Origin of the sequence: Acrocarpospora corrugata (genome assembly GCF_009687845.1) — a bacterium.
Lineage (GTDB): Bacteria > Actinomycetota > Actinomycetes > Streptosporangiales > Streptosporangiaceae > Acrocarpospora > Acrocarpospora corrugata.
The window spans coordinates 224,965-239,161 of record NZ_BLAD01000035.1 but is presented as its reverse complement, the minus strand read 5'-3'; the positions used below and the strand labels follow the sequence as shown (position 1 = coordinate 239,161).

General features: G+C 69.7%; 9 protein-coding genes. 3 read left to right on the top strand and 6 right to left on the bottom strand.

Annotated elements, in window-relative coordinates; all coding sequences use genetic code 11:
* Positions 1-35: 35 nt before the first annotated feature.
* The 6 genes from Acor_RS01200 to Acor_RS01175 form a co-directional block, all read right to left on the bottom strand.
* Entirely contained in the window at positions 36-1,328 is a 1,293-nt protein-coding gene (locus Acor_RS01200) for an ROK family transcriptional regulator (protein ID WP_218034062.1), read from the bottom strand.
* A 103-nt stretch (positions 1,329-1,431) separates the two neighbouring features.
* On the bottom strand, positions 1,432-2,430 hold the full coding sequence (locus tag Acor_RS01195; protein ID WP_246238334.1) for an ABC transporter permease: 999 nt from the start codon (positions 2,428-2,430) through the stop codon (positions 1,432-1,434).
* A 14-nt stretch (positions 2,431-2,444) separates the two neighbouring features.
* Complete coding sequence (locus tag Acor_RS01190) at positions 2,445-3,938, bottom strand: sugar ABC transporter ATP-binding protein (RefSeq protein WP_155334591.1); 1,494 nt, start codon at positions 3,936-3,938, stop codon at positions 2,445-2,447.
* Positions 3,938-4,993, bottom strand: coding sequence for a sugar ABC transporter substrate-binding protein (locus tag Acor_RS01185; protein ID WP_155334590.1), 1,056 nt, complete (start codon positions 4,991-4,993; stop codon positions 3,938-3,940). The genes Acor_RS01190 and Acor_RS01185 overlap by 1 nt, the downstream gene beginning before the upstream one ends.
* A gap of 13 nt (positions 4,994-5,006) precedes the next feature.
* Positions 5,007-6,308 carry an L-fuconate dehydratase gene (locus Acor_RS01180; protein ID WP_155334589.1) on the bottom strand — a complete coding sequence of 434 codons (1,302 nt, stop codon included), beginning with the start codon at positions 6,306-6,308 and terminating at the stop codon, positions 5,007-5,009.
* Between the two features lie 371 nt (positions 6,309-6,679).
* The gene (locus Acor_RS01175; protein WP_218034061.1) at positions 6,680-9,805 is read right to left on the bottom strand and encodes a fascin domain-containing protein; all 3,126 of its coding nucleotides are present in this window, start codon (positions 9,803-9,805) and stop codon (positions 6,680-6,682) included.
* Between the two features lie 546 nt (positions 9,806-10,351).
* Between Acor_RS01175 and Acor_RS01170 the strand changes: the two genes are divergently transcribed.
* The 3 genes from Acor_RS01170 to Acor_RS01160 are packed head-to-tail and all read left to right on the top strand — an operon-like array spanning position 10,352 to position 14,176.
* Positions 10,352-11,209 (top strand): NAD-dependent epimerase/dehydratase family protein, encoded by an 858-nt coding sequence (locus Acor_RS01170; RefSeq protein ID WP_155334588.1) that lies wholly within the window; start codon positions 10,352-10,354, stop codon positions 11,207-11,209.
* On the top strand, positions 11,209-12,459 hold the full coding sequence (locus Acor_RS01165; RefSeq protein ID WP_155334587.1) for an enolase C-terminal domain-like protein: 1,251 nt from the start codon (positions 11,209-11,211) through the stop codon (positions 12,457-12,459). The genes Acor_RS01170 and Acor_RS01165 overlap by 1 nt, the downstream gene beginning before the upstream one ends.
* A 43-nt stretch (positions 12,460-12,502) precedes the next feature.
* Positions 12,503-14,176, top strand: coding sequence for a substrate-binding domain-containing protein (locus tag Acor_RS01160; protein ID WP_155334586.1), 1,674 nt, complete (start codon positions 12,503-12,505; stop codon positions 14,174-14,176).
* Positions 14,177-14,197: the final 21 nt, after the last annotated feature.

Here is a 14,197-nt window from a genome sequence, read left to right as displayed (position 1 = left end):
CCGGACGGGGTGCCGCCGCCGGCAGTACTGCAAACTTACAGACTGCCCACAGACGAGCGCGCAGTGGCCGGCCCGAAGCCGATCGCGGCGGGATCGTCCATGATGTGATCGACAACCATGCTCGCGGCGCCGCGGGAGGCGGCGCCAAAACCCAGGTTGGAGGCGAGGAACCGGCAACGGGCCGCCGGGCCCGCCACCACCAGACGTTCCAGCTCGGCCTGCGCGGGCGGGATGAGCCGCTCGGCCAGCCGGGCGAAGTATCCGCCTATCACGATCACTCTCGGGTTGAAGAGGTTGACCAGGATCGAGCCGCCGAGCCCGAGCCATCGGCCTACCTCCGCGACGGCGGCCAGCGTGCGCGGTTCGCCCGCCGCCAAAGCTCTGGAGATCTCCTTCATGCGAACCTCGGGGTCCGGCGACGCTGCCGCGCCGAGCTCGTACGCCCGTTCCGGGGTGGCGGCCCGCACCAGCGCGGCGAGCCCCACCTTGGTCTCCCAGCAGCCGGTACGGCCACAGCCGCAGCGCCGGCCCGCCGGGTTGACCGGCAGGTGGCCGACCTCCCCGGAGAAGCCGTCCGCGCCGCGGAGCAGCCGGCCGCCCACCATGATTCCGCCGCCGACGCCGACCTCACCGGTGAGGTAGACCATGTCGGGGGTGCCCGCCGCCACGCCCGAGGTGAACTCGGCCAGGGCGGACAGGTTGGCGTCGTTGTCCACGCCGACGGGGGCGCGGAAGCCGCCGAGTTCGGCGCGGAGCCGCTCGGCGAGTGGCAGGTCGTCCCAGCCGAGGTTCGGGGCCAGCGTGACCACGCCGGGGCCGATGTCGACCAGGCCGGGGACCGCGACCACGATCCCGCCGGGGGCGGCCCCGGCCCTGCGCATCTCGGCGATGGCCTTCCTGGCCACCCGGCCCAGCTCCACCAGGGAGCGGTCCGGGCCCTCGCCCATCGCGTCGAAGCCGATCCGCCGCTCCACCAGCACCCGGCCGCCCAGGTCGATGCCGTGCACCGCGATGTAGTCGACGTTGATCTCCATGCCGAGCGCGCCCACGTGCGAGCCGTCCAGCGCGACCGCCCGGCGCGGGCGGCCGATGGCCCCCGCCCGGGCGGTGCCGAGCTCGCGGACCAGGCCGCGTTCGATCAGCTCCGCCATCAGGCTGGAGACGGTGGCCCGGTGCAGACCGGTCGCGTCCGCCACATCCGAGCGCGAACACGACCCTTCGTCCCGCAGGTGCCGCAGCACCAGGGCGAGATTGGCGCGGCGAAGAGAGGCGTGCCCCACCGCCTGGGTCCGGAGACCGGCGGTCCGGATGGGGGGTTGCTGCGACACGTCACTCCCCTCTTTGTATTTATCGGAGAATAATTAACCGTGTTATAACACGAGCGAGTTCCACCCGACATCCCCATGAAATATCACGAATTCGCATCAAGGGTTAGTCCTGAGCTCGTCCGCCGGCCAACCGGCTGATCATGAGGGCGATCAGGATGATGCCGCCGTAGACGAGCTGCTTCCACTCGCCGGGCACGCCCTTGAGGGTCAGGATGTTCTCCACCAGGCCGATCACCAGCACACCGGTGAGCGCGCCCAGGATGGTGCCCTTGCCGCCGTCCATGCTGACGCCGCCGATCACGGCCGCGGCGAAGACCATGAAGATCCAGCCGACGCCCTGGTTGGCGCTGATGCCGCCCAGGCGGCCGGTCTCCAGCACGCCGGCGAGCGCGGCCAGGGTGCCGCCGACGATGAAGACCACCCAGACCACGCGCTCCACCCGGATGCCCGCCGCCCTGGCCGCGTCGGCGTTGCCGCCGATGGCGTACAGGGAGCGGCCGGCCCGGAAGTAGCCGAGCGCGGCGATGCCGGCGGCGAACAGGATGCCGGTGATCCAGACCGCGGCGGGCAGGCCGAACCAGGACGCGCCGCCCAGGTAGGTGAACGACTCCGGCAGCTCGAACAGGCTCTTGCCGCCGGTCAGGCCGAGCTGCAGGCCGTGCACCACGATCAGCATGGCCAGCGTGACGACGAACGCCGACAGCTGGAAGCGCAGGATCAGGAAGCCGTTGAAGGCCCCGATCGCGGCGCCGATCAGCAGGCACAGCGGGATCGCCAGCGCGCCGGGCACGCCCAGGCCGAAGCCCCCGGCCGAGACCGGGATGACCAGCATCACCGAGACCGCCGGGGCCATGCCGACCGTCGACTCCAGCGACAGGTCGAACTTGCCGGCGATCAGGATGAGCGCCTCGGCCAGCACCACCAGCGCCAGCGCGGACTGCTGCTGGAGCACGTTGGTGAGGTTGCCGCCGGTGAGGAAGACCGGGTCCACGAAGGAGCCGGCGATGAGCAGCACGACGATCACCGGGACCAGCGTGAGGTCGCGGAACCTGCCCAGTCGCAGCCCGCCTCCCGGGCGCGCGAGGGCCCGCGTGTCGGGCATGGCTGAGTCCGTCATTAGTCGATACCTTCCATCGCCGCCACGAGTTCGCCATCGGTCCAGCCTCGTGGCAATTCCTTCGTCACTCTGCCGTGGAACATGACCAGCACCCGGTCGCAGATGCGCAGGTCGTCCAGCTCGTCGGAGACCAGGATGGCGCCCGCGCCGCGGGCCGCCGCGTCCTCCACCGAGCCGAGCAGCGCCCGCTTGGCCTTGATGTCCACCCCGGCGGTGGGGTTGATCACCACCAGCGCGGACGGGTCGTCGGCCAGCGCGCGGGCCAGCACGACCTTCTGCGCGTTGCCGCCGGACAGGTCGCCGACCGGCTGGTCGGGCCCGGTGGTCTTGATGTCCAGTCGTTCGATCATGCCCGCCGCCGTGGTACGGCGGCGCGCCGACGAGATCGTCCCGAACCGGCCCAGCTTGTGGGCGATCGGTATGGTGGCGTTCTCGGCGATCGACAGCAGCGGGACGAAGCCCTGATGATGCCGGTCCTGCGGGACGAACCCGAGGCCGGCCTTGAGCGCGGACGGCACGTCGCCGGGGCGCGGGGTCACGCCGTTGACGGTGATCGTGCCGGTGTCCGGGCGGCGCAGGCCGACCAGGCTCTCGGCCAGGCCCACCTTGCCGCTGCTGCCCGAGCCCGCGAGCCCGACGATCTCCCCCGCCCGGACCTTGAGGTCCACCTCGCGGAAGCGGTCGGCCAGTCCGAGCCCGGAGACGGCCAGCACCACCGGCGCCTTGGCCGGCACCTTGCGGACGCGGGCCTCGTAGCTGGCGGTGGCCTCGCCGGTCATCGCCGTGACCAGCGCGTCGTGCGGGAGCTGGGGCACCGGGCTGGTGACCACGTGCCTGGCGTCCCGGAACACGGTGACGGTCTGGCAGACCTCGTAGACCTCCTCCAGGTGGTGCGAGATGAACATCATCGTGACGCCCTGCTCGCGCAGGGCCCGCATCCGGTCGAACAGGCGGCTGATGGCCGGGCCGTCGAGCTGGGCGGTGGGTTCGTCCAGGATGATGAAGCGCGCGCCGAAGGAGAGGGCGCGGGCGATCTCGACCAGCTGGCGCTGCTCGATGCTCAGGTCCCCGGCCTGGCTGCCGGCGTCGATGGCGACGCCGTACTGGTCCAGGACGGCCTGGGCGCGGGCCCGCAGGCCGCGCCAGTTGATCAGCCGGCCCTCGGTCTGCCGGTTGATGAACAGGTTCTCCGCGACCGTGAGCGCCGGGATGATGGTCGAGCGCTGGTAGACGCAGGCGACCCGGCTGCGCCAGGCGTCCCGGTCGGCCAGCGGCGGCGCGGGCTCCCCGGCGAAGAGCACCTCGCCCAGGTCGGGGCGCTGCAGGCCGGTGAGGATGGAGACCAGGGTGGACTTGCCCGCCCCGTTCCGGCCGACGAGGGCGTGGGTCTCACCGGCTCTGATGCAGATGCCGGCGTTGTCGAGGGCGACGGTGGGGCCGAAGCGCTTGGTGATACCGCGCGCTTCGACCACCGCCAATTCAGTAGATGTCATTACTTGACCTGGTTACCCCAGAGGTTGGGGTCGTCAACGTTGTCCTTGGTGACGAGGGGAGCCGGCAGCTGGTCCTCCAGCCCGTTGGGGAGCTGGATGATCGTGCTGTCGTGGTCGGTCGGGCCGGGCTGGAAGGTCTTGCCCTCCACGGCCGCCTTGGCGTAGAAGACCGCGTACTTGGCGTAGAGGTCGGCCGGCTGGGACACGGTGGCGTCGATCTCACCGGCCCGGATGGCGGCGAACTCCTGCGGGATGCCGTCGTTGGAGACCACGAAGACGTGCTTGGGGTCGGTCGGCGGGACGAGCAGGTTCTTGGCCTTCAGCACCTGCAGGGTGGGGGCCAGGTGCACACCGCCGGCGTGCATGTAGATGCCCTTGATGTCGGGGTGCTGCTCCAGGCGGGTCTGCAGCATGGAGGCGGCCTTGGTGCCCTCCCACTCGGTGGGCTCCTCGAAGACGGTGATTCCGGGGAACTTGGTCTTCATGCAGTCGCGGAAGGCCTCGGCCCGGTCGCGGCCGTTGATCGAGGAGAGCGCGCCCATCAGCTGGACGACCTTGCCCTTGCCGCCGAGCTGCTCGCCGAGGAACTCGCAGGCCTTGGTGCCGTACGCCTTGTTGTCGGCGCGCACGACCATGTAGACGTTGCCCTTGTCGGGGCGGGTGTCCACGGTGACCACCGGGATCTTCTTCTCGGCCAGCTGGTCCAGGGTGGCGGCGATGGCGCCGGTGTCCTGGGGGGCCATGATCATGGCCTTGGCGCCCTGGCTGACCAGCGCCTGGGTGTTGGCGACCAGCTTCGCGATGTCGTTCTGCGAGTTGGTGGGGGGCATCAGTTCGAGGCTGGCCTCGGTGGCCATCTCCGGGACGTACTTGTTATAGGAGTTCCAGAAGTCGGAGTCGGCGCGCGGGAAGTCCACGCCCACCTTCCCTCCGGCGGCAGCGGCCGGCGCGGAGGCGCCATCGCCCGCCGTGGTGGGAGCGGGGTCCGAGGACCCGCAAGCGGCGAGCGCGAGCGCGAGCAGGGTGACGCTCGCCGCGACAGATAGGTTTTTCATGCCGATTTGCCTTTCAGGAAATGGGGGGTGATTCATTGGCGGTGTTCCAGACCGGGCCCCACGGGTACGCGAACTCGGCGAGCGACTCCGCCCGCAGGGCCGAACTGAACCCCGGCGCGCGGGGAGCGACATAGCTGCCGTTCTCGATCACGACCGGATCCACGAAGTGCTCGTGCAGGTGGTCGATGTACTCGATGACACGGCCTTCCATGGAACCGCTCACCGCGACGAAGTCGAACATGGCCAGATGCTGGACCAGCTCGCACAGACCGACCCCGCCCGCGTGCGGGCAGACCGGCACGCCGAACCTGGCCGCGAGCAGCAGGATGGCGATGTTCTCGTTGACGCCGCCCACCCGCGCGGCGTCCAGCTGCAGGAAGGATATGGCGTTGGCCTGCAGAAGCTGTTTGAAGACGATCCGGTTCTGCACGTGCTCGCCGGTGGCGACCGGGATCGGGGCGATCTCCCTGGCGATGGTGGCGTGGCCGAGCATGTCGTCCGGGCTGGTCGGCTCCTCCACCCACCACGGCTCGAACTCGGCCAGCGCGCGGACCCACTCGATCGCGGAGTCCACGTCCCAGCGCTGGTTGGCGTCGACGGCGATCGGGAAGCCGGGCCCGCAGACCTCGCGGGCGATCCGCATCCGGCGCAGGTCGTCGTCCAGGTCGGCGCCGACCTTCAGCTTGATCTGGGTGAAGCCGTCGTCGAGCGCCTCCTTGCAGAGGCGGCGCAGCTTGTCGTCGTCGTAGCCGAGCCAGCCGGGCGAGGTCGCGTAGGCGGGGTACCCGTCGGCGCGCAGCTTCTCGATCCTGGCCTGCTTGCCGGGTTCGGCGGCGCGCAGGATCTCCAGCGCCTGCTGCGGGGTGAGCGCGTCGGTGATGTAACGGAAGTCGATCAGGTCGACGACCTCTTCGGGGCTCAGCTCGGCCAGCAGCAGCCAGAGCGGCTTGCCGGCCAGCTTGGCGCGCAGGTCCCAGAGGGCGTTGATCACGGCCGAGATGGCCATGTGCATGACGCCCTTCTCTGGGCCCAGCCAGCGCAGCTGCGAGTCGCCGACGATGTCGCGGTAGACCGCGCCCAGGTCGGAGCAGTCCCGGCCCACCACGTACGGCTCCAGCGCCTTGATCGCGGTGGTCTGCACGTCGTTGCCGCGCCCGATGGTGAAGGCGAACCCGTGGCCCCGGTCGCCGTCCTCGGTGCGGAGCACCACGTAGGCGGCGGAGTAGTCCGGATCGGGGTTCATGGCGTCGGAGCCGTCCAGCTCGGCCGAGGTCGGGAACCGGATGTCGTGAGTCTCCAGCGCGACGACCCTCATCGGGTTCCGGCCCGATACATCGGACTTATCCGCGCGTTCCGATACGGGAAACTCAGGTCACGTTTCCAGACACGATCGGGAAAAGATCCGATTACTTCGCGGAGTGCGCTGTTCTGGCCACCGTCCACGAGCATTTCGGCACTTGACGCTTGACCGGCGGTCGCCGGTCCGGCACGCAGCAGCTCCACAGAGACTCTCCATACATCCGATGTTTCGTCTCTAAATCATGCCGTTTACTACGGAGTTACGTCAAGAGGCGGGTCGAGAATACATCGGATGACTATTGGCGTGAACCCCTGGGAACGCCGCCGACCGGCGGTGGAAAACCACCGCCGGTCGGACATTAGACGATTTGAAGATGTGTGCGGGTATCAGCTCGGTATCAGGTCGAACTGCTCCCATGGTCCGATGGCTGCCCGGTTGGCGATGAGCGGCTGGGCGCCGCCCCCGTCCGCGCAGACGTACATGCTGTTGACCGTGGCCCGCAGGCTGACCGAGCCGTCGGGGTTGGTGACCAGGGCGAAGGTCTCCCAGGAGCCGGCCGACGGGCGGTTGGCGATCAGCGGTGCCGCGCCGGCGTTCTCCGCCGCCACGAACTGGTTGTTGACCAGGGCCCGCAGGGCGATGTTGCCGCCGCCCAGGTCGACCCGCTCGAACCGCTGACCGGTGCCGACGGTGCTCGCGTTGGCGATCAGGGAGGCGCCTTCGGCCGCGGTGACGTACAGGTTGTTGGCGCGGGCGCGCAGGGCGACGACCGTGCCGGTCGGTGTGCCGCCGGTGGTGACCCGGAGTGCGTCGATCATGCCCACCGAGGTGGTCTTGTTGACCACCCGGAGGGTGTGCTGGGCGTTGGTCAGGCCGGTCTTGGCGTAGACCACCTGCTGCACCTGGCGGGCGCCGGAGGCGTTCAGGTTCACGTTCTGCTGGAACACATTGTCGATGTAGACGTCGATGTTGCCCATGTCGCTGAACCGCTCGGACAGGATCTCGATCCCGGTGCCGGTGAAGGTGTAGGTCGCGGCGGCGTTCACGGTGTTGCTGTGGTGGGTGTCGTCGTTGTAGTCGCCGTAGCCGCGGGCGGTGGTCAGGTGCCAGTTGGCGTCGTACGTGAGCTGGGTGTTGTTGATCAGGCCGGGCGTGCCGGTGCCGTTCAGGCCCAGCGTGGAGGCGGTGCCGGACAGGGCCTTGGCGACCTGGTTGGCGGTGCCGGTCAGCTGGGTGGAGCTGTAGGCGGACAGCAGCTTGGCGGTGCGCTCCACCACGTAGACCGTGTTCGCCGCGGTGGCGAAGCTGATCTCGGCGGCCGAGCTGGTGGTGATGATCGCGTTGTCGGAGGTGCGGCGGACCCGGACCTGCTGGGTGCCCCACGGGTTGACCACGGTGGCCTGCTTGCCGTACAGGGACTTGAGGCCGACGTACTTGATCTCGCCGCCCTCGCGCTCGGAGCTGACCAGGTGGCCGTCCTTGGCGAGCAGGGTGAACTTGCCGACGAAGGTGGAGTCGCCCGGGACCGCAGGGAAGACCCTGATCTTGTCGTTGTAGCTCTGCATCAGAGCCTCGTTCATGGCCACCAGGTGCACGCCGAGGTACTCGAACACGCCGTTGGTGTTGTTGGTCATGCCGTTCGGGTAGTTCTGGTACTTCTGCAGCATGGTCTTCATGCCGTTGTAGGTCTGGTCGCCCAGGCCCAGGCGGGCGGCCTGCGCGGCGTCGTTGGCCCAGACGTTGCCGTACGGGTGCGGCCGGACGTTCCAGGTGTTCAGCGCGGTCTGGTAGTCCGGGTAGCCGATGCCGGTCAGGTCGTACGGCCAGATGATCTCCGCGGCCACGTTCTCGTTGTTGCGGGTCTGCGAGATCGGCGGCTGGTGCGGCTGGTAGGCGTTGTTGGCGATGTTGTAGGCGACCAGGTTGTTCAGGATGTTCTGCCAGTCGCCGCGCAGGTTCGCGTCCAGGCCCAGCTGCTGGCTGACCGCGATGGTCAGCGGGAACAGCATCTTCACCGAGGTGAGGTCGGTGATCGCGTTCCGCACGTTCCAGTAGGTCTCGTGCGAGTTGGAGTTGGCCATGTAGTACTTACCGGTCGCGCTGTCGAAGGACAGCATCGACTTGTAGAACTTGGTGGCCTCGCGCATGTACGGGTAGGCGACCGTCTGCAGGTAGTTGAGGTCGTTGGTGTAGCGGTACTGCAGGTACATGCTGTACGCGGCCTCGGGACCGGTGGAGAAGATGTTCTTGGTGTAGTCGCTGTTGATGGTGCCGCGCGCGTTGCCGTCCCAGCCCATCGTCTCGGGCACCCAGAGGCCGTCGATGCCGTACCGGGTCTGGGTGAACGCCTTCAGCGCGTTGTAATTCCGGCTCTGCAACCGGTTGAACACGTTGTACATGTCCGTGTGATTGGACGCCAGGAAGGAGTAATAGACGTCGCGCTGGTTCCAGTACCAGTACGCGTTGCTCCACTTCGTCTGATCCTGCGTCGACCGGAACACGCCGTTGATGAAATGCGCCGGGTAGTTGCCGAAACCGGCGGACGCGATCATGTACGTGCTCAGGTAGTACACGTTCTCCATGTAGTCCGCGTCCCGCGAGCCGTTGGAGTACTGCACGAACGACTTAGCCCAGAACGCGTGCCACCAGTTCTTGTAATTGGTGAACGTGGTGTTGTAGCCGGTGGACTTGACCGCGGTCAGCTGGTTGCGCGCCTGGGTCACCGAGTTGAGGCCGGGCGAGTTGATCCGGCTGGCCGCGGTGAACCAGATGGTGTAGCTGGCGGTCGGGGTGACGGTGAACCGGACCGTGCGGTTGTTGACCGCCTGGGTGGTGAAGTTCGCGCCCTCGACGCTGGCGGCCAGGGTGTAGCCGAAGTTGTTCGCGTCGGTCTGACCGCGGCTGATCCCGCCGGCGGTGGCGTCCGCGAAGGAGGTGATGTTCCGCCAGGTGTTGAGGTCGGGCACGTCGGCCATGTTCTGGACCGTGTTCGGGTCCCACATGCTCAGCTCGAACGTGATGTTGGACAGCCCGGTCCGGCTGTCGTCCACGTGGATGCCCATCACCTCGGAGTTGGGCGAGCCCATCACCGTCACGGTGCGGTTGTTGTCGTACTTGGTGGTCAGCGTGCCGTCGTAGAGCGAGAGGCGCTGCTGGTAGGTGCTGTAGCCGGCGTCCATCGCGGGGGTGGTCCGCAGATTCAGGGTGCCGGCCCCAAAGGCCGACTGCTGGGACAGGTCCACGCCGCCGACCTGCATGGTGAGGCCGTTCTGCTGCCAGACCATCGCGCCGGTCTTGCCGTTGCCGACCGTGAGCCCGTGCGCCGGGTTGGTGTTGGGGCGGTTGTACACGAGGTCGTGTTTGGCCATGTAAGCCGCGTAGTTCACATTGAGCGTGCCGCCGGCCTGGTCGAAGGCGTGGTCGGTGGTGGAGGCCACGGCCGGCGTGGACACGCCCGTCAACCCCAGACCACCGGCCAGCACGGACACCAGCAGGATTCGTTGAAGCCTCATTGACATGATCTCGCTTCCTCGCGACCAGCGAAAGGTTGCGGGGTCGTGCACGAATTGGCGCCGCAATGCGTGACTCTGGGCGATCGGGTGGGGGGACGCAGAGCCTGGCAGAGGGGCCACGAGCCGCACGCCCGGCAATCGGCGACCGGGGTACGGCCCGAAGGCCCCTCTGCGCAGCACAGACCCGATGTGCACCACTGGTGATCAGCGGCCTAGGCCATCGCACCAACACCAGTTCGGGACTGTCAGGCGCAGTTAACATTGGATGTCTTTGAGGCGTCAATAGCCTGCTGGCTGTCTACTTATCCAACAAAATCGATCAGGAATGCCCGACACCAGGGGCGAGCTGCGGCGATTTTTGTCGAAGTGCAGCTGAAACTGCTGGCAACAATCTGTGCATTCATCGGATGTATCAAGATCGTTACTATCTGGAACATCTCGCCATCGAATGCAAGATCATTAGCGGCTGAGCATTGACAATGCCGGTTGGATCGGGTCACCCTACGATGGCAAAACGTTTTGCGACCGCGAAATGGAGGGCAGTGCATGGCGGAGGTCCCTCGCCGGGTCCTGGTCACGGGGGCAGCGGGCCGGTTGGGGCGGGCCACGCTCGGCCTGCTCGCGTCCATGGGCGTCGCGGCCACCGCGCTCGACCAGCGCGACCCGGGCGGCATTTCCGGAGCGGACAGGATCGTGGTGGGCAGCGCGGGCGACCCGGAGACGGTGCGCGCGGCGCTCGCGGACGTGGACGCGGTGGCCCATCTGGCCGCCATCCCGGCGCCCACGCTGGACACCCCCGAGGCGGTCTACTGCGGGAACACCCGGGCCACCTTCGTGGTGCTGGAGGAGGCCGGGCGGGCCGGGGTGACCCGGGCGGTGGTGGCCAGCAGCCTGTCCGTGCTCGGGCTGCCGTGGGCCGCCCGGCGGCTGCATCCGGCGTACGTGCCGGTGGACGAGGCGCTGCCGCTGCAGATCGAGGATCCGTACGGGCTGTCCAAGCAGGCCGACGAGGCCACCGCCGCGATGATGGCGCGCCGGCACGGGATGACCGTGGTCGCCCTGCGTTTCCCGCTGCTCGGCGGCCCCGGCGACAAGTTCGCCGACACCGCGGCCCGGTACGCGGTCTCCCCCGAGTCCGGCGCCAGGGAGCTCTGGACCTACCTGGACAGCCGGGACGCCGCGCTGGCCGGCTGGCAGGCGCTGACCCGCCCGATCACCGGCTACCACGCGATCTTCGTGACCGCGCCGACGACGCTCGCCCCGCAGCCGACCGAGGAACTGCTCGGCCGCTACCACCCCGGCGTGGAACGCCGCTCCCCGCTCCCCGGCCGGACCGCCCCGGTCGACCTCGCGGTCGCCGCCGACCTGCTCGGCTTCGCCGCCCGGCACCTGTACACGCCGTGATGGAGGAGACCCAGGCGCCCTGGGCCCCCCGCGACGGACTGCGCGTCACCGGCGTCCGCGCCGTCGTCACCGCCCCCGAGGGCGTGCCGCTGGTGGTGGTCCGCGTCGACACCACCGAGCCCGGTCTGTACGGCCTGGGCTGCGCCACCTTCACCCAGCGTTTCCACGCCGTGGCCGCCGCGGTGGACCGGCACGTGGCCCCGATGCTGACCGGCCGCCACCCGGCCGACATCGAGGACATCACCCGGATGGTGCACTACTCCTCGTACTGGCGCGGCGGCCCAGTGCTCAACAGCGCCCTGTCCGGCGTCGACCAGGCCCTCTGGGACATCGCCGGCAAACGCGCGGGCATGCCGGTCTACGAGCTGCTCGGCGGCCGGGTCCGGGCCGCCGCCGACACCTACCTGCACGCGGGCGCGGCCACCGTCGAGGAGACCCTCGACCAGGCCCGCGCCCTGCTGGCCGCCGGTTACCGGCACGTCCGGCTGCAAACCGGCGCCCCTGGCCTGGGCCACTACGGCGCGCCCGGCAGCCGCGGCGGCTATCCGGGCTCGCCGTACCTGGACGGCTGGGACGTGCAGCGCTACCTGCGCGAGACGCCGCTGCTGTTCGAGCGGGCCCGCCAGGAGCTGGGCGCGGAGCCGGGGCTCATGCACGACGTGCACTCGCGGCTCACCCCCAAGCAGGCGATCGGCCTGGCCCGCTCGCTGGAGCCGTACCGGCTGTTCTTCCTGGAGGACCCGATCGCGCCCGAGCTGTACGACCGGCTGCCGGAGGTGCGCGCCGCCGCGCCGATGCCGATCGCGGCGGGCGAGCAGGTCAGCTCGGTCGCCGACGCGGCCAGGCTGGTCACCGGCGGCGGCGTGGACCTGCTCCGGCTGCACGTGTCCGCGGTCGGCGGCCTGACCCCTGCCCGCAAGCTGACCGCGCTCTGCGAGCTGATGGGCGTCGGCACGGCCTGGCACTCCCCCGCCGACGTCTCCCCGGTCGGCGCCGCCGCCAACGTGGCCCTGGACGTGACCTCGCCGGCCTTCCAGATCCAGGAGGGCCACGTGTACGCCGACGCGGTGCACGAGGTCTTCCCCGGCACGATCCACCCGGTCAACGGCTATCTGTACCCGAACGACGCGCCGGGCTGGGGGGTCGACCTGGACGAGGCGAAAGCCGCCGAGCACCCGCCGGTGGCGCACCAGCACGAGCGCTGGTCGGCCCGGGTCCGCCGCCCGGACGGCGGCATCGAGGCCCCATGAACTTATAGCCGATGTAAGGAGTGTCTCGATATAAGATCGGTCCATGCCCGAGCAGGTGCCCGATCGGCGGGAGCGACGCAAGGCGCTGACCCGGCGCTCGATCGCGGACACCGCCCAGCGGCTGTTCGCCGAGCGCGGCTTCGAGGCGGTCACCGTCGCCGAGATCGCGGTGGCCGCGGACGTGGCCACCAAGACCATCTTCAACTACTTCCCGGCCAAGGAGCAGCTGTTCTTCGACGCCGAGCCCCGCCTGCTGCCGCCGGACCTGCCGGACGCATCGTGGACCAGTCCGGAGACGCTGCGCCAGGGCCTGGCTGAGTGGGCTTGTGCCACCGCGCCGCTGGCCACTCCAGCGGCGGCGCTCGACCGGCGGGCCACCGTCTACCGGGACAGCCCGCTGCTGCGCGCCCACGCCAGAGCGGCCTTCGCGGCCAGGGAGAGCGCCCTTGCCCGTGCCATCGAAGCAGGTCAGCTGGCCACCTCGCCGGGCGTGATGGCCGCGCTGCTGCTCGCCGCCGTCCGGGAGGCGTGGGAGTCCGCGCTGCTGATGCTGGCCGAGAAGGAGAACCCCGGGGACGCCGCGGCGCACGGCCGGCGCAGCCTGATGAACGCCCTGGACCTGCTCTCCCGCAGCCGGGCACCGGTCAGGACCAGCCGCCCGCGAAGCACTCCGCCGGAAACCCTCGACCTGCTCAACCCGCCGGGACCCGCACCGCGCGAGCGGGTCAGCATCGTCAGGGTGGCCCGGGTCGCCGGGGTCAGCGCGACCACCGTCTCGCACACGCTGAACGGCCGCCGCCCGGTCGCCGCCGAGACCAGGGACCGCGTCCTTGAGGCCATCCGGCAGCTCGGCTACCGCCCGAACGTGCTGGCCAGGGGCCTGCGCACGAACCGCAGCCAGACCGTCGGCCTGGTCATCCCGGACATCACCAACCCGTTCTACCCGGCCCTGGCCCGCGGTTTGCAGGACGTGCTCCGCCCGGCCGGGTACGACGAGATCATCAGCAACACCGACGGCGACCGGGGCCGGGAGCGGGCCGCCATCGAGCAGATGATCGCCCGCCAGGTGGACGGCCTGGCCTTCGCCGTCTTCCACACCCACGCCGAGGACCTGCGCCCGGCCATCGAGGCCGGCATCCCGGTGGTCCGGCTCGGCGGCACCCTGGTCCAGGACGGCGTCGACCTGGTGCACAGCGACGACGAGGGCGGCGCCGCCGAGGCGACCCGGTATCTGCTGGGCCGGGGCTACCGGCGGATCGGCTTCGTCTGCGGCCCAGGCGCGGAGGGCCCGGCGGCCGAGCGGGTGGCCGGTTACCGGTCCGCGCTGGCCGCCGCCGGGGTCGCGGCCGGGCCCGAGCTGGTCGCGTACACGCACTTCAGCAGGCATGGCGGGGGGGCAGGGGTGTCCCGGCTGCTGGATCTGGCCGAGCCGCCCGACGCGGTGCTGTGCGCCAACGACCTGATGGCGATCGGCGCGCTGGACGCGGCCGGCGGGCGCGGCCTGGCGGTGCCGGGGGACCTGGCCGTGATGGGGTTCGACGACATCGACGCGGCCAGCCTGGTCCGGCCGAGGCTGACCACGATGGCCAACCCGGCCAGGGAGATCGGGCGGGCCTGCGGGATGCGGCTGCTGGAGCGGCTGTCCGGCGAGCCGGCCGCGCTGATCCCGATGGAGATCGTGATCCCCGCGCGGCTGGTCGAGCGCGAGTCCGCGTAACCCTTGACACGCGATTGCACA